Origin of the sequence: Sorangium sp. So ce204 (genome assembly GCF_051526795.1) — a bacterium.
Taxonomy (GTDB): Bacteria; Myxococcota_A; Polyangia; order Polyangiales; family Polyangiaceae; genus Sorangium; species Sorangium cellulosum_B.
In genome coordinates this window covers 8,471,933-8,487,829 of the sequence record NZ_CP150317.1, presented here as the reverse complement: position 1 = coordinate 8,487,829, position 15,897 = coordinate 8,471,933, and the positions used below count along the sequence as shown (strand labels likewise).

Genomic DNA, 15,897 nt, shown 5'->3' with positions numbered 1-15,897 from the left:
CCTAGAGCGAGTAGCTGAAGAATCCCATGAAGCGCCGGCCGATGCGGTTGCCGAACGGGTGCATCTGCAGCGCGTTGTCGCCGAGCCCGTCGAGCGCGTTGAACACGGTCGCGGAGATCTCGGCGCGGTCCAGGAAGCGGTAGCCGACGCGCGCGTTGAGCAGCGTGTACGCGGGCAGCGCGTACTGCTTCGTGGCGATGACCGTCCCCGTCGGGACCTGCTCGGCCCACACCTGCGAGGACTGGTAGTGAAACGTGACCTCGCCGTCGACGCCGATCGGCGTGCGGACCTGGACCCCTGCGTTCACCTTGTGCCGGCTGGTGCGCGCGTCCTCGAGCGCGTCGCGCCCGTCCGGGCGCGTGTGCACCGAGCGGTTGAGCGCGTAGTTGGCGAAGATGTCGAGCCCCTCGGTGGGGTAGACGCGGCCGCCGAGCTCGCCGCCGAAGACGTGGTAGACGTCGCTCTGGTTCTCGAAGCCGCCGAAGCCGGAGGTGTACCTCCCCGTCTCCGGGTTCAGCCCCCCGGACCCGTGGGCGCGCTGCGAGAGGGTCGTGCGCTGCGGCTCGGCGAGCACGATGAGATCGCTCACGCGGTTGTAGTACGCGGTGATCTCGAACTCGAAGTAATCGCTCTGCTGGTTCAGGTAGCTCGCCTCGGCGGTGATGATCTGCTCGGGGTCGATGGGGCGCTCGGAGCTGCCCGGCGTCCTCGAGGTCGAGAGGAGCTCGAGGCCGGGCAGCGCGAGCTGGATGGGCAGGTCGACGTAGGCCTCGAGCGACGTGGGCGAGCGGAACGCCGTCGAGCCGGAGAGGCGGATCGCCTGGCGCTCGGTCGGCTTGACGATGACCGAGCCGCGCGGCGACGGGATGAGCCGCTCCAGGTAGGGCACGTAGTCGAGCCTCCCGGAGGCGACCAGCGTGACGCGCTCGCCGAGCTTCATCGAGTCCTGGAGGAACACCGAGCCCTGGTGCTCGAGCGGCATGTCGTCCGCGAGGTAGCTCCACGAGGTCGCCTTGAGCCGGTAGCCGAGGCCGATGTGGAAGTCGTGCACGACGGGGGCGGGCGCGCGGAGCGTCTTCACGAACTCGAGCTCGGCGTTCACGACGTGCTGCTGCGGCCGCCCCGCGAACAGGGTGTGCCCGAGGTAGGCGGCGTTGAGCAGCGAGTACCCGTCGAGGTTCGAGTAGTACGTCCGCGCGTTGACGTTCTCGCTGCGGTACGCGACGGCGACGTCGGCGTTGGCGACCTCCAGGTTGTAGTCGTTGAAGGGGCCGATGCCGTAGATGTCGAGCTCGCTCCGGGCGTAGCCCGCGCCCACCGTGAGCTCGCGCTGCGGCCCGAGCCGCTGCGAGGTCCGGAGGTCGATGCGGACGTTCTGCGCGCCGAGATCCTGGCTCTGGCCGCTCGTCGCGAGGTCGATGCGGTCGTCCGCGACCTCGCGCGACCACCGGGGGTAGCGGGTGTAGCCCGCGGAGAGGCGGTACGCGAAATCGCCCTCGCGCGCGGAGGCCCACACCGAGGCGTAGCCCTGCCGGTGATCGCCGTAGCCCGCGCGGAAGCCGCTCTTCCCGACGCCGGGCTCGAACGTGATGATGTTGACGATGCCGGCGAAGGCGTCGGCGCCGTAGAGCGCGGAGCCCGGGCCGCGCACCACCTCGATGCGCTCGATCTGATCCACGTCGATCGAGAGCGCCTCCCAGAAGGTCGAGCCGAGCACGTCGTTCTTGACCGTGCGCCCGTTCACGAGGACGAGGATCTTGTTGGCGAGGCGGCTGTTGAAGCCGCGCATCGACACGTTCTCGTCGCCGCCCGTGATTTGCATGACGTCCATGCCGGCGACGCGCCGGAGCAGCTCGGGGATGCGCGTGATCCCGGAGAGCCGGATGTCCTGCCGGGTCACGATGGTCGTCGAGTTCGGGGAGTCGAGCGGGCTCTGGGCGCCGCGCGAGGCGGTGACGACCGTCTCCTGGTAGACGTCCTCGGTCCGGGCCGCGCCGACGATCCTCGCGGCGTCGCCGGGGGCCGCCTTCGGGCCCGGCGCTGGCGCCTTCGTCGCGGCCGTCGCGGGCGCGCCCTGCGCGGCGGGCTCCCCGGCGGGGGGCGGCGGGGCGGGCGCCTCGCCTGGGGTGGGCTGCTGCGGCGCCGGCGGCTGCGGCGCGGGCGCTGGCGGCTGCTTCGGCTCGGGGATCGCCGCGGCGCGCCGCGCGGCGAGGCGCTGCTCCAGCTGCTCCACGATCCGCGTCACCTGCTCGCGGTCCGCGGGATCGCTCGCGATGTACTCGCGGTAGGCGGCGAGCGCCTGCTCGATGTGGCCGGCCTCGGCGTGCGCGCGCGCGATGTTGAAGGTGACGTTCGGGTGGGGGAGGATCTCGTTGGCCTTCTGGAGCTGCCGGATGCCCTCGTCGAACTGCTTCTGGGCGATGAGATCCATGCCTGCCCGGAAGTGGCGGCGCGCCTCGGTGCGGGCGTCGGCGAGCGCGCCGCGCGCGGCGGTCATCGCGCCGAAGGCGACGGCGCAGGCGAGGAGCTTCCGCTGGAGCGCCGTCGCGCGGCGCGGCCGCGCCGCGCGGGCGTCGTCGGTCGGGTCGAGCGCCGGGACGTCGTCGCGGCGGCGGTGCGAGCAGGAATCGGAAGACGACATGAGTTCGCCCTGTCCTCAGCGGGGCCGGGGAGCGACGGCGATCCCGGCGAGAGCTCGGGAGCGCTGACGGCGCTGCTCCCCACATCACACCGAACACTTCATCGACGGGTCCACGCGAGGAGCGTCCGGTGAGCTCCTCGCGCGAACGCGAAGCCGCCGCGGCCATGGTAAGAGGCCGCAGCCGCGAAAGCGCGGCGACTCTACCAGAAGAGCGGCCGGGGCGCGTCCGCGCCCTCGTCAGTAGGGGTTGCTCTTGTACGGCTCGGGCTTCTGGGTGTTCGCCCTGGGCCTGTTCGGGGTCGCCGGCGCCGGGATCGCGTCCGGGTCGAGCTTCGCGCGCACCTTCTCCTCGGCGCCGGAGACGTGCACCGTGGCGGGCTTGTAGCCCGGCTTCTCGAACACGAGCTCGTGCTCCAGCGCGAGCGCGGCTGCGGCCCCTCGCCAGACGATCTCGCACGGCGTCTCGGCGCAGAGCTCCTTGTTGCCTTCCCTGACGGCCGCGCCGGGCGGCGTGCTCTCGATGTGCAGCCCGCGCGCCGCGGGCGCCGGCGCTGTCGCCGCGGGCGGAGGAGGGCTCACCGCGCCCTGCTCGCGCGCCGCCGCGCTCGTGTGGGCGACCGGCGCGCGCGCCAGCAGGGCGGCGGCGACGCCGACCCCGGCCGCGAGGACCGCGGTGAGCGCCCAGGGCATGACCTTTCGACCTGGGCTCGCGCCGGTCTGGATGGCGGAGAGCCCCTCCGCGGGCGGCGCTGGGCGCGACCCCATCGCGTCGGTGATCGACGGGGGGACGAAGACGGGCGCCGCCGGCGGCTTGAGGGCGCTGTCCGTGGCGAGGGGGCCTGTATAGGTGGCGGGTGAGCTCGCGGGGGGCGACGAGTACGGCGTGGAGAGGCCCGGAAAATCGCTCGTCGTCGAGAGCGGAGCGGCCGATGGGCGCGGCGTGGCCGGCGGGCGCGAGGGCGCCGATGGGTACGGCGTGGCCGACGGACGCGAGGGCGCCGATGGGTACGGCGTGGCCGACGGACGCGAGGGCGCCGACGGGTACGGCGTGGCCGACGGACGCGAAGGCGCCGACGGGTACGGCGTGGCCGACGGGCGCGAGGGCGCCGACGGGTACGGCGTGGCCGACGTGTACGAGGGCAGCGACGCGCGGTAGCCCGTCGCGCCGGACGGCATGGGCGGGTTCTCGCCCGTGTCTCGCGTGGAGATGCCGCCTGCGGTGAGCTTGAGCGCGTTGACGAGCTCGTTCATCGAGGAGAAGCGGTGCGCCGGGTCCTTCTCCAGGCAGCGATAGACGATCCCCTCCATCGTCTGCGAGATGGAGAGCTGCGGGTTGTGGGCCTGCATCGGCGGGATCTGGTCGTGGACGTGCGACATGAGCGTCCCGACGCCCGCGCCCTTGTCGAAGGGCACGTGGCCCGACAGCATCTCGAACATCATCACGCCGAGCGCGTAGATATCGGTGCGCGCCGAGACCTCGCTGCCGGTGATCTGCTCGGGCGCCATGTACTTGGGCGAGCCCATGAACAGGCCTTGTTGGGTCAGGTCCTCGCCGCTCTGGGTGTCCTTGACGAGCCCGAAATCGAGCACCTTCACGTGGTCGTGCTCGTCCTCGTGATCGACGAGCAGCACGTTGCCCGGCTTGAGATCGCGGTGCACGACCCCGAGCCCGTGCGCCTCGCGGAGCGACCGGCAGATCTGGCGCGCGATGTGGGCCGCGCGCGCCTCGGAGAACGGCCCTTCCTCGCGGAGCACGCGGTGCAGGGTCTTCCCCTCGATGTACTCCATCGCGATGTAGTAGATATCGTCGTCGCTCTGGCCGTAGTCGAACACGGTGACCGTGTTCGGGTGCGTGAGCTTCGCCGCGATCGACGCTTCGAGGAAGAAGCGTCTGTGGAACTCGGGATCGTGGTCGCCCTCGTACTTGGGGCTCAGCACCTTGAGCGCGCAGATGCGGCCGAGCGGCGCCTGCTCGGCCCTGTACACCTTCCCCATGCCGCCGCGGGCGATGACGCTGACGATCGTGAAGCGGCCGTTGATGACACGCCCCAGCAGCGGGTCTGTCGCGGCAGCCCTCGAGACCTTCGAGCTGCCGGTTACCTCTCGCTGTCGGCTATCAGGCATGTCGCGCCTCTGCTCGGGCAGCGGGAGGAGGTGAAGATTGGACACACAGCAGCCGCCTCGGGAGCAGTCTGACTGAGGCGACTCTGAGGTGTCAATCTGCAGTGCCACGATACAAGCAGGGAATGCGTGGAGCGTGGTGCGCTGCCGTCCGTGCGGTCGTCGATGCGTGACGGGCCGCGCGAGGTTGAACGTCGGTGACGACAGCGACCCGACCCTGAGCAGGGAGCCGCGTTCCGTGTGAGGCCGCCGATCCAGGCGCGGTTCGCGTCGTCGGTGAAGAGAGCGCGAGAGCGACGTGCCTGCGATCGAGAGGCCCATGAGCGGAGCCGGGGAGCTGTCGGCGCGCACGCGACCGCCCTCGCGCTCCCGTTCGCGCCCTCGGACGGCGTCCGTCGGACGATGTCCTTCGCGTCCTCTGCACCGTCGGCATCGTCCCGGACGAACATCGGTCCGCTGGGCCGTCCCCACGCCGTCGCGGAGGAGCCACTCTTCTCGCCCGTCCGGTAGGTGGGACGTGGCTTCGACGGCTCGCTGGCCCGGCGCACGTCACGCCCGCGCCGGCGCGGGCGTGACGTGCGCCGGGCTGGCCGAGCCGCGTAAACAAATCAGCCGTCATCGTCAAGAGATCCCGGCGGCCGGGACGTTCGGAGGGGCGATCTCGGCCCAAATCAGCGGGGAAGCGGCCGCCGCAGCGCTGGGTTTGGCCTCTCCCTCCGAACGACCGTTGCGCTCGACGTTCAGATGGACGACGCTGTGCGCCGCAGCCGGTGTCGGGCACGCTCCGGTTCGCGCTCCTTTTATCCACCGCGGGCCGTGACCAAGACACCCCCTCCTCCCATCACTGCCGGAACGGTCATCAATGACCGTTACGACATCCGTCAGAGCCTCGGTAAAGGCGGCATGGGCGAGGTCTTCCTGGCCTTCGATCGCTCGACGCAGCAGACCGTGGCCCTCAAGGTGGTCCGCGAAGAGTCGCGCATGCCAGGCGACGACGAGGCGCTTCGCCAGGAGCTCCTCCTCGCGCGCTCGGTGGGCCACCCGAACGTCTGTCGCGTGCACGACCTCGCGCCGAGCCCGTGGGGCCCCATCCTCGTGATGGAGCAGATCCCCGGGCAGACGCTCCACACGCACATCCGCAAGCGCAAGGCCCAGGGCGGCTACTCGGCGGACGAGTTCCGCAAGATCGCGAGCGAGGTCTGCAACGGGCTCGCGGCCATCCACGCGCAGGGCCTCGTGCACGGCGATCTGAAGCCGGGCAACGTGATGGTCTCCGAGGGCCGCGCGGTGATCCTCGACTTCGGCTTCGCCCAGGAGCGCGCGCGCGCCTCGGCGCGCCGCCCTGGCGCGCCGCCCGACGGCGGCACGCCGAACTACATGTCTCCCGAGCGGCTGCGCAACGGCGGCGCGAGCCCCGAGGACGACGTGTACGCCATGGCCTTGACCCTCTGGGAGATGTGGACCTGCCGCGTCCCGGAGCCCGGCTACAAGCCGCGGGTCAAGACGATGAAGCAGCAGATCATGTTCGACGTGCCGGCGGGCCTGTCGATCGACGAGGTGCGGCAGATCTTCCGCGGCCTCAACGAGGACCCGTCGATGCGGCCGCAGGCGCGGCACATGCGCTTCTTCAACCCGTCGCAGCTGACCACGAGCCCGATCCAGCTGCCGCGCGAGCGCCTCGATCCCGGCCCGCCGCCGGGCGGCGCGCTCAAGCTGAACTTCACCCCCGGGGCGCAGTCGCTGCTCGTGACGTACGCGACGAACGCGCCCGAGATCGTGGGCTCCCTGCTGCCGCTGCACGACACGAAGCTCGCGCTCGGCCGCCGCAGCGATCAGAGCCTGTGCGTGCCCGAGGCGACCGTCTCGGGGGCGCACGCGATCCTGAAGTGGCAGACGGGGTCGTGGTTCATCGAGGACCAGGGCAGCACGAACGGCAGCTACGCGGACTTCAACTACGAGCGCAAGTCGCAGGTCTCGCTGCTGCACGGCGGCGAGGTGCAGGTCGGCGAGTGCCGGATGAAGCTCGTGACGTTCGGCCCGGACTCGCCGCAGCACCGGCGCGCGAAGCAGTACCTCGCGAAGCGCGACGGCCTCACCGGCCTTCTCGTGCGCGAGCACCTGATGAAGGCGATCGACGAGGACGGCCTGTTCGCCGACTGGGCCGAGGTGCCGATGCAGGTCGCGCGGTACGAGCTGCGCGGGCCGAACCGCCAGGTCAGCGAGCGCCCGACCATCCTGGAGATGCTCGCCCTGCGGAAGGCGGCGCAGCGGGTGATCGATCTGACCGAGATGCTCCTGCTCAGCCTCACGCCGGCCGTCGCGGGCCGGACGGGGCCGCTCAAGTTCGTGGTCTCGATCGTGGGTCCGAGCATCGACGAGGCCCGTCACGTGGTCGAGCAGGTGGTCGCGCAGGTCCAGGGGATGCTCCCGGAGACGCTCGAGCTCGGCGCGACGCTGGTGAAGGGCGAGCCTGGGCGCCCTGCGCGGACGCTCATCGATTGAGCCTGAGCGTGTCCGATGAACAGCCGGCCTCCGTTCCCTTCCACCTCCAGTCCGCCCTCTCAGCCCTCGCCGTACCGCTACCTCGGTCGCGGCGGCAGCGAGCGCCCCGTGCGGCTCCAGATCATCATCGCGCTCGTCGCGGGCCTCATCGTGGTGGCGGTGCCGCTCTACCTGTGGCGGCGCCCGAAGCCCGAGTCGATCCCCTCCGCGGACGCCGCGACGGCTGACGCAGGCACCTACGCCTGGGACGCGGGCGCGCTCGCCGACGCGGGCGCCGGGCTGTCCGAGGGCGTCACGCTCTCGCCGTTCACCACGCTCAAGTGCCAGAACCCCGGCCCGGGCACCACCCCGCCCGAGCGCTGCGATCACGTCACCTTCTTCGAGGACGGCCTGTCGCGCGCGATCCGCGACAACGTCCAGTGCGCCCCTTCCGGCAAGGCGAGCATCACGGTGAGCTTCGTCCTCGAGATGGATTTCCGGCGCAAGCGGACGAACCTCTACGTGGGCAAGTCGACGACGGTGAGCCGCGCGAAGACGAAGGAGCTGCTCCGCTGCGTGAAGCGGGCCATGCCGACGCCCGAGTGGGGGACGATCCCGCACCAGTACGTGAAGTACAAGATCAACGTCATGGCGACGTACCCTGCCAACGAGTCCTTCTGAGGCGAGAGGCTCGTGCGTAGCGCATCGATCGTGCTGGTGCGCTGCGTGTTCCCTGCCCTCGGGGCGCTGCTCGCGCTCGAGGCGCAGGCCCAGCAGGGCGGGAAGGCGGCGGCCGCCGGGGAGCAGGGGGGGCCGGCGGCGCCCGCCGCGCCGGCTCGGCGCGAGGGCTATTCGAGCTACGAGAGCGCCACCATCGAGCGTGTCCTGTCGCGCCTCGGCGCGACGCTCGAGCCTGCCCCCGAGGGCAAGATCGTCGAGGGGATCGACGTGGTCCCGCTCGAGGTGATCGAGGACCGCGATCCTGCGCCGGCCTTCCTGAACTGGTTCCACGCGCTCTCGCGGCCGCACGTCATCCGGCGCGAGGTGCTGCTCGCGGTCGGGCGCCCTTACGAGCAGGCGCTCGCCGACGAGTCGGCGCGCATCCTGCGCGACCTGCCCCAGCTGTCGCTCGTCCTCGTCTTCGCCGTGCGGGGCGGCGCTCCGGATCGGGTGCGGGTCGCCGTCGTCACCAAGGACGTCTGGAGCCTGCGCCTCAACTCGGACTACCGCATCGCCGGCGGGCAGCTCGAGTACCTGTTCCTGCAGCCCAGCGAGCAGAACCTGCTCGGCGTCCACCACGCCGTCGCGGCGCAGCTCGGGCTCGATCCCGGAGCGCTCTCGCTCGGCGTCACCTACACGATGCCGCGCATTGGCGGCAGCCACGTGCGGCTGTGGACCGAGGTGAACGCGATCCTCGACCGGGAGACCGGGGAGTTCGAGGGCACGAGCGGCGAGCTCGGCTACGGGCAGCCGCTCTACGCGACGCAGGCGGAGTGGGCCTGGGACCTCGAGATCTCCTGGCGCGACGAGGTGACCCGCCGCTTCGTCGGCACGAAGCTCGCCACCTTCGACGCGGCGGCCACGCCGGGGGACGATCGCGTCCCGTACCGCTACCGGAGCGATCTCCTGGTGGGCAGCTACGCCGTCACGCGCAGCTTCGGCGGCGGCGCGTCGAGGTCCTCGACCGTGAAGCACGACGTCTCGGTGGGCATCGAGGCGAGCCGCAAGGTCTATCGCCTCGACGCGCCCGGGGGCCTCGCCCCTGCCGCGATCGCCGAGTTCGAGGAGCGCGTGATGCCGGTGAGCGACACCCGCGTCGCGCCGACGTTCAAGTACGCGACGTACTCGACCCGCTTCTTGCGCGTCCTCGACTTCAACACGCTCGCGCTGCAGGAGGACTACCGGCTGGGGCACGAGCTCGCGATCCTGATCTATCCGGTCACGACCGCGCTCAACTCCAGCCGGAGCTTCGTCGGGATCTCCGCCGCGGCCGCGTACACCGTCGCGCTCGGCGACGGCCTCGCGCGCGCCGTGGTCGAGACCGTCACCGAGCTCGACGGCTCGCAGATCTTCGACGCCTCCATCGAGGCGCGCGCGCGGGTCCACACGCCGAGCTTCGGCGTCGGGCGGCTCGTGTTCGACGTGCGCCTGTTCGACCGGTACAGGAACTACCTGAACAGGAAGCTGGTCCTCGGCGGCGACACCCGGCTCCGCGGGTACCCGACGGCGGCGTTCATCGGCGAGGACGTGCTCTCCGCGAACCTGGAGCTCCGCACGCGGCCCCTCGAGATCTGGTCGTGCCAGGTCGCGGGCGCGGCCTTCTTCGACGCCGGCGACGCCTTCGACGGCTTCGACGATCTGCGCCTCAAGCAGTCGGCTGGCTTCGGGGTGCGGGCCCTCTTCCCGCAGCTCAACCGCGTCGTCATGCGCGCCGACTGGGGGGTGCCGCTGACGCGCGGCTACAAGGAGCCTGACGCGCTCCCCGGCGACATCCTCGTCACCTTCGAGCAGGCGTTTCCGATGCTCCCTGCGGACGAGTAGGGACGCCTCCGGCGCCGGGCGGCGCCGGAGGACCGCCCGCGGCCGCCGCGACGCGCGCGCGGTGCGCCGAGAACGCGCCCCGGAGCGCTGGCGTCACCGGCTCTCGGTCGAGCGTCGCGAGCGCCTCGGCCGCCGGCCTGCCCGCGAGCACCGCGTGCCAGGCCCGCTCGAGCGCCCCCCGCAGGCGCGCGGCGTCGTCCTTCGGCGGCTCTTGCCGCTTGCCCTGGCCGGCCGTCTCCGCGCCGGGGCCTTCCGCGCGCGTCGCATGGAACGCCCGAGCGACGCTGCCGCGGTGCGTGTAGCGATCTCCCTCGAACCCGGCGACGTCGAGGAGATCGGGCGCGATGGGATCCCCCTCGCCGAGCGGGATCCGGCCGGCGAGCTCCAGGGTGCCATCCTGATCGACGTCGAGCGCGAACCGCGGCGGCGCCGCGAGCTCGACGGCGTACCGGGCCGCGCCGAGCGGCTGCACGGCCCAGATCTCCAGCTCGCCTTCCTCGTTTCTGAGCACGACGTCCGGAGCGCCGTCTCGGTTGAGATCGGTCCCGGAGCGGAACGCCCCGAGCTGCTCCGTCGCCTCCGGCTCGTGGCCGGGGAGGAGCGACGGTATCAGCTGGGTCGCCTGCCTGCGGTCCACGCGCCCGCTGTCGAGCGGCCCCGCGGCGATGACCACGCCGTGCGGCGTCGCCACGCGGACCGCCGAGGTGCGGCGCCCGAGCGCGTCGGTCCCGCTGTAGCCGCGCACCACCACCTCGCCGCCGCGCCGTAGCGCGCCGCGGAGCTCGACCTCGAGCTTCAGCCCGAGCTCGGCGGCCTCCACGTCGATGGCGTGCAGCCGAGCGTCGAGGTCCGGGGGCGCGACGAACGCGCCGAGCGTCGGTCTGCCCGCTGCACCCCAGGGAGAAACCTGATGATCGCTGGCGCATGAGCTGGCGCAACTGACGCAGACGACGCAGACGACGCAGACGACGCAGACGACGCAGACGAGGCGTAGAACGCTCATCGTCAGCGAGAGCTTTTCTGTTACGGTTCCCGTCCGCATGCGCCTGCTAGTAGCCGACAAAATGGACCTCTCGGCTCTGGAAGAGCTCAAGGTGCTCGGGATCGAGATCGAGTCCCGGCCGGAGCTCACCAGAGACACGCTGCCGGCGGCCCTCGACGGGATCGGCATTCTCGTCGTTCGTTCCACCGAGGTCACGGCGAAGGCGATCGCGTCCGGGCGGCAGCTCAACCTGATCGTGAGGGCAGGGGTCGGCGTGGGGACGATCGACGTCGCGGCCGCGAGCGCGCGCGGCATCTACGTGGCGAACTGTCCCGGCAAGAACGCGACCGCGGTGGCAGAGCTGACGATGGCGTTCATCCTCGCGCTGGACCGCCGCCTTGTCGATGCGACGTCGGAGCTCCGGGCCGGCCGCTGGGAGAAGGCGAAGTACTCGGTGGCCCGTGGCCTGTTCGGTCGGCGGATCGGGATCGCGGGGCTCGGCGCGATCGGCCGTGAGGTGCTCCTGCGCGCCCGCGCGTTCGGGCTCGAGCCGCACGCCTGGTCGCGCTCGTTGACGCCGGGCCGCGCCGCCAAGCTCGACGTCAGCTATGCGCGGACCCTGGAGGATCTGGCTGCCCGCTCCGACATCTTCACCGTCCACCTGACGGCCACCCCGCAGACGCGCGGCATCGTCAGCCGGAGCGTCCTCGAGGCGCTCCCCGACGGCGCCATCGTCGTGAACGCCGCGCGCCCCGAGGTGATGGACTACGCCGCGCTCGAGGAGCTCATCCCGCGCAAGGGGCTGCGGGTCGGTCTCGACGTGTTCGCCACCGAGCCTGACAAGAGCTCGGCGCCGTTCGAGTCGCACCTCCTCGGGCGAGGGCTCGTCTACGGCACCCCGCACATCGGCGCGCAGACGGAGCAGGCCCAGCGCGCGGTCGCCCTCGAGACGGCCCGGATCATCCGCGCCTTCATGACGGAGGAGGAGCTGCCCAACGTGGTCAACATCTGCGCCACGTCGCCCGCCCGCTACGCGGTCGTCGTCCGGATGATGGACAAGGTCGGCGTCCTCGCGAACACGCTCAGCGTCATGAAACGCCACGGGATCAACATCGAGGAGATTTCAAACACCGTCTTCGAGGGGGCCACTGCGACCTGCACGAAGATGCGGGTCTCCGGCCGGCCGAGCGAGGCCTGTCTGAAGGAAATCGCGGCGTTCGAGGAGGTCCTGCACGTCGATATCGTCGCGCTGCCGAATCTGGCATAACGCTGGCGGACCCGGCGGGCGCGTCGCGTGACCGCCGCGCGGCGGGGAGCGCTCCAGCGCTGACGCGCCGCTGGCCCTCGCGAGGAAGCGAGGAAGCGACGACGCGACGACGCGACGACGCGAGGAGGAACCGGCGGGAGATCTCCGGCCGTGCAGGGGCGGTTTGCCCGTATCCCCCCTTGCATGAAGGCCCGCATTCGACTAGGTTGTCCGCCGACAACTAGGCGGATCCGCGAGCCGGGTTCCCAGTTCGGGGAATCGGCTCTTTTTTTTTGGCGCAGAGGCACCGGGCACCCTCGCTCGGGGCCGATCGCGCTGGGAGGACCTGGATCCGCCGAAAGTGACGTCTCTCACATGCAGCAACCCATGGAGCCTTCGACCAGAGCCGTGTTCGATCTCGGGCGCGTTCGCGACGCCGTCGCGCCGGTGCTGGCCTCGCATGGGATCACGCTCGTCGATCTGGAGTGGATCACGGAGCGGGCGGGCTGGACGCTGCGGCTCACGATCGAGCGCGAGAACGCGGACGGCGCGGACGACGCGGGCGGCGGGGTCACGCTCGAGGACTGCGCGGATGTGTCGCGCGACGTCTCATCGGTCCTCGACGCCGAGGATCTCATACCCAACCATTACAACCTCGAGGTCAGCTCGCCTGGCCTCGACCGGCGGCTGCGTACAGCGGCCGAGTTCGCTCGTTTCATCGGCAGGACAGCGAAGGTGAAGCTGGCGCGCCCCGCGCCGGACGGTCAGCGGTTGCTCCGGGGCGAGCTCCTCGAGGCTCCGGAGGGGCAGGTCGCGGTGCTGGTCGACGGCAAGCGGATCGCGGTCCCGTTCGCGGATGTCGTGGAGGCGCGCCTCGTCTTCGAGCTCACGGCGCAGCCAAAGAAGGGGCAGCGGCAGGGCAAGGAGCCGGCTAAGGAGTCGGGGCAGAAGAAGCAGCTCGCGGAGGCGGCTCCGCGGTCGGGCTCAAAGCGGAGCGAGCGCGGCTCCGAGAAGCGCAAGTAGAGAGAAGAAAGATCAGGAGACAGGGACGTCATGGCAACGATGGCAGCGATGCCGACCTCGGAGACGAGCCTCGGCAGCATCCTCGATCAGGTCGCGAAGGAGAAGGGGATCGACAAGAAGATCCTCGTCGAGACGATCGAGGCCGCGATCTTGAAGGCCGCGCAGAGCGTCTTCGGCCCCACCCGCGAGCTCGAGGCGCGCTTCAACGAGGACACCGGGCAGATCGACCTCTTCCAGTACATGACCGTGGTCGAGGCCGTGACGGAGCCGGAGCGCGAGATCTCCATCACTGACGTGGACAAGCTGAAGCTGGACGCGACCCTGGGCGAGGAGCTCGGCTTCCAGGTCTTCTGGCGGCCCGAGGACGCGGAGAAGGCGCGCGATCAGGACAAGGAATACGGCGACATCCTGAAGCTCAAGCACGGCCGCACGACCTTCGGGCGCATCGCCGCGCAGACGGCGAAGCAGGTCCTGCTGCAGCGCGTGCGCGACGCCGAGCGCGATCTCATCTTCAACGAGTACAAGGATCGCAAGGGCGAGCTCATCCGCGGCATCGTGCGGCGGTTCGAGAAGGGCAACAACATCATCGTCGACATCGGCCGCACCGAGGGCGTGCTCACGTTCCGCGAGCAGACGCCGCGCGAGACGTACCGGCCCGGGGACCGCATCGTGGCGTACGTGAAGGACATCGATCGCGAGGCCCGCGGCCCGCAGGTCATCCTCTCTCGCTCCGATCCACGGCTCGTCGAGAAGCTCTTCGAGGCCGAGGTCCCCGAGATCTACGAGGGCATCGTGCGGATCGTGTCGGTCGCCCGGGAGCCGGGCGCCCGCTCGAAGATCGCGGTGACCAGCCGCGACGCGGACGTCGACCCGGTGGGCGCGTGCGTGGGCATGAAGGGCTCGCGCGTGCAGGCGGTCGTCCAGGAGCTCCGCGGCGAGAAGATCGACATCGTGCCGTTCGATCGGGATCCGGCGCGCTACGTCATCGCCGCGATCCAGCCGGCCGAGGTGCACAAGGTGATCGTCGACGAGGCCGACGGGCGCATGGAGCTCGTGGTCCCGGACGAGAAGCTGTCGCTCGCGATCGGGCGCAAGGGCCAGAACGTGCGGCTCGCCGCGCAGCTGACGAACTGGAAGCTCGACATCATCAGCGAGACCAAGTTCAAGCAGATGGAAGAAGAGGCGATCTCCGCCCTGCAGCAGATGGACGTGGTGACGGAGCAGATCGCCAAGTCCATGTACCGGCTCGGCTTCCGCGCGCTCGAGGAGGTCAGCGAGGCCTCGGTCGAGGAGCTCGCGGCCATCCCGGGTCTCGGCGGCGTCGAGGCCGCCGATCGCATCAAGTCGCAGGCGGACACGACGATGGAGCGGCTGCGGCAGGAGCGCATCCGCTCCGCGAGCTCGCGCACCGAGCCGCTCACCGACCGCGAGCGGCTGATGTTCATCCGTGGCGTCGGCGATCGGACGGTGGTGTTGCTCGAGGAGGCCGGGTACCGCAGCGTCGAGGACGTGCTGCGGGAGGACGAGGATCGGCTGGCGATCCGCACCGGCCTCGGCATCAAGAAGGCGCGCGCCATCAAGCAGGGGGCGCGGGATTTCGTTGAAAGCGAGCAGAAGGTGCTCGATGCGGCGCGGGCGGACGTTCGTCGCGCCGCAGAAGTGAGGCACGCGTAGGCTGCGAGGAGAAATAGAGGGCCGAGGATGGGATCAGCGGTGAGCAGACAGAGCGACGCGGGTGAGCGTGAGCCCTTCGAGAAGGGGCGAGTGCGCACGTGCGTCGGCTGCGGGGAGCGCGTCGGCGTCGACGACGTCCGCGGCGCTCGTCCGCTCGTCCGGCTCATTCTTGGTCCCGGCGGTGTGGTCGCGGTCGATCCGGGCGACGGCGGGTTCGGGCGGGGCGCACACGTCCACCCGCAGCAGGGCTGCCTCTCGGCGGCGGTCGCCCGGGGGCTCGCCCGCGCCGCGAAGGGACGTGTCCACGCGATCGTGGGGGCCGCTGGAGGAGGCGCCGAGGGCGTCGACGATCAGGCGCAGGGCGTCGAACCGCTCACGACCGTCTCGCTGGCGCGGGCGATCCGAGAGGCTACCGAGCGCCGGCTCCAGGGGCTCCTCCGTGCCGCCGTCCGCTCCCAGAGCGTGGCGATGGGCGCCGACGCGGTCGTAAGGTCGTGCGTGCGGGGCGAGGCTGCGCTCGTCCTGGTCGCGTGCGACGCGGCGGCAGGCGCGGATCTGCCGGAGGTCAGGCGCGCCGTCGCCGAAGGGCGCGCCGTCGCGTGGGGCAGCGAGCAGGGGCTCGGCGCCCTGGCGGGCGGCCCGCGCGAGCACGGCGTTGGCCTGATGGCGATCTCATCGGCGTCGATCGCCGCTGCCGTCGCGAACGCAGCGCACGTCGTGGACACGTGCGCGCGCGTCGAGCGGGGCGAAGACGCCGCGGAGGGCGGACGCCGCGGCGCCGGTCGCAGGGGGCGGCCTTCGCGCAGCGCGGCCGCCCGATCGGAGGAGGGCGGGAGCCCCGAGCAACGGAAGGCGCCGCCTGGCCATGCTGGCCTCTCGCGTCGCCGCGCGCCGGGGACGTCGGGCGTGGAGCGCGAGAACCCCGGGGCCGGGGTTCTCTCGGCGTCCGAGGATGTCGGGGGAAGAACCGGCGGCCTGGAGGGCGCGCTCACCAGCCGCGACGAGCGGCGGGTGCCGGAGAGTGGGTCGGGTCGGCTTCTTGCTACCGCGCCGGGGACGGGGGGAGGCGGCGCGGTCGGGGGCAGGGCGGCGGTGTCCGGTCCTACCGGACGCGCCTCGACGGTGGACAGAGTGGCCGCAAATCGTCGCCCGCGCGGATGGGTGAGGCGGATTGGTTAACGTGGAGCG

At 71.3% G+C, this 15,897-nt stretch carries 10 protein-coding genes; 7 read left to right on the top strand and 3 right to left on the bottom strand.

The genetic code is table 11. The features are described 5' to 3' along the window. Position 1: 1 nt before the first annotated feature. Together WMF22_RS31555 and WMF22_RS31550 are read right to left on the bottom strand one after the other, a co-directional pair. On the bottom strand, positions 2-2,641 hold the full coding sequence (locus tag WMF22_RS31555; protein ID WP_437293709.1) for a TonB-dependent receptor domain-containing protein: 2,640 nt from the start codon (positions 2,639-2,641) through the stop codon (positions 2-4). Between the two features lie 237 nt (positions 2,642-2,878). Beyond that, on the bottom strand, positions 2,879-4,765 hold the full coding sequence (locus WMF22_RS31550) for a protein kinase domain-containing protein (RefSeq protein WP_438032179.1): 1,887 nt from the start codon (positions 4,763-4,765) through the stop codon (positions 2,879-2,881). A 753-nt stretch (positions 4,766-5,518) separates the two neighbouring features. Here WMF22_RS31550 and WMF22_RS31545 point away from each other — a divergent pair. Genes WMF22_RS31545 through WMF22_RS31535 form a run of 3 tightly spaced genes read left to right on the top strand, consistent with a single transcriptional unit; the run spans position 5,519 to position 9,784 of the window. Beyond that, the gene (locus WMF22_RS31545; RefSeq protein WP_437804337.1) at positions 5,519-7,264 is read left to right on the top strand and encodes a protein kinase domain-containing protein; all 1,746 of its coding nucleotides are present in this window, start codon (positions 5,519-5,521) and stop codon (positions 7,262-7,264) included. A gap of 15 nt (positions 7,265-7,279) precedes the next feature. Further along, complete coding sequence (locus tag WMF22_RS31540) at positions 7,280-7,924, top strand: hypothetical protein (protein ID WP_437293707.1); 645 nt, start codon at positions 7,280-7,282, stop codon at positions 7,922-7,924. Between the two features lie 12 nt (positions 7,925-7,936). Next, positions 7,937-9,784 carry a hypothetical protein gene (locus WMF22_RS31535; RefSeq protein WP_437293706.1) on the top strand — a complete coding sequence of 616 codons (1,848 nt, stop codon included), beginning with the start codon at positions 7,937-7,939 and terminating at the stop codon, positions 9,782-9,784. Here the strand turns inward: WMF22_RS31535 and WMF22_RS31530 are convergent. Further along, the gene (locus WMF22_RS31530) at positions 9,741-10,826 is read right to left on the bottom strand and encodes an FG-GAP repeat domain-containing protein (protein WP_438032178.1); all 1,086 of its coding nucleotides are present in this window, start codon (positions 10,824-10,826) and stop codon (positions 9,741-9,743) included. The two genes, WMF22_RS31535 and WMF22_RS31530, sit on opposite strands and share 44 nt — an antisense overlap. A gap of 22 nt (positions 10,827-10,848) precedes the next feature. On the opposite strand from WMF22_RS31530, the gene WMF22_RS31525 reads away from it, so the two are divergent. The 4 genes from WMF22_RS31525 (at position 10,849) to WMF22_RS31510 (ending at position 15,888) form a co-directional block, all read left to right on the top strand. Continuing rightward, on the top strand, positions 10,849-12,033 hold the full coding sequence (locus WMF22_RS31525) for a phosphoglycerate dehydrogenase (RefSeq protein ID WP_437293704.1): 1,185 nt from the start codon (positions 10,849-10,851) through the stop codon (positions 12,031-12,033). Positions 12,034-12,399: 366 nt separating this feature from the next. Further along, entirely contained in the window at positions 12,400-13,035 is a 636-nt protein-coding gene (rimP, locus tag WMF22_RS31520) for a ribosome maturation factor RimP (RefSeq protein WP_438032177.1), read from the top strand. A gap of 48 nt (positions 13,036-13,083) precedes the next feature. After that, a complete protein-coding gene (gene nusA, locus WMF22_RS31515) occupies positions 13,084-14,709 on the top strand; it encodes a transcription termination factor NusA (protein WP_438032176.1) in 1,626 nt (541 codons plus the stop codon). A 39-nt stretch (positions 14,710-14,748) separates the two neighbouring features. Next, entirely contained in the window at positions 14,749-15,888 is a 1,140-nt protein-coding gene (locus WMF22_RS31510) for a DUF448 domain-containing protein (RefSeq protein ID WP_438032175.1), read from the top strand. Positions 15,889-15,897: the final 9 nt, after the last annotated feature.

Bases quoted from the DNA above. Each gene is read 5' to 3' on its own strand.
- rimP (WP_438032177.1), top strand. From the start codon at position 12,400: ATGGAGCCTTCGACCAGAGCCGTGTTCGATCTCGGGCGCGTTCGCGAC.
- WMF22_RS31550 (WP_438032179.1), bottom strand. From the start codon at position 4,765: ATGCCTGATAGCCGACAGCGAGAGGTAACCGGCAGCTCGAAGGTCTCG.
- WMF22_RS31555 (WP_437293709.1), bottom strand. From the start codon at position 2,641: ATGTCGTCTTCCGATTCCTGCTCGCACCGCCGCCGCGACGACGTCCCG.
- WMF22_RS31525 (WP_437293704.1), top strand. From the start codon at position 10,849: ATGGACCTCTCGGCTCTGGAAGAGCTCAAGGTGCTCGGGATCGAGATC.
- nusA (WP_438032176.1), top strand. From the start codon at position 13,084: ATGCCGACCTCGGAGACGAGCCTCGGCAGCATCCTCGATCAGGTCGCG.
- WMF22_RS31540 (WP_437293707.1), top strand. From the start codon at position 7,280: ATGAACAGCCGGCCTCCGTTCCCTTCCACCTCCAGTCCGCCCTCTCAG.
- WMF22_RS31530 (WP_438032178.1), bottom strand. From the start codon at position 10,826: ATGCGGACGGGAACCGTAACAGAAAAGCTCTCGCTGACGATGAGCGTT.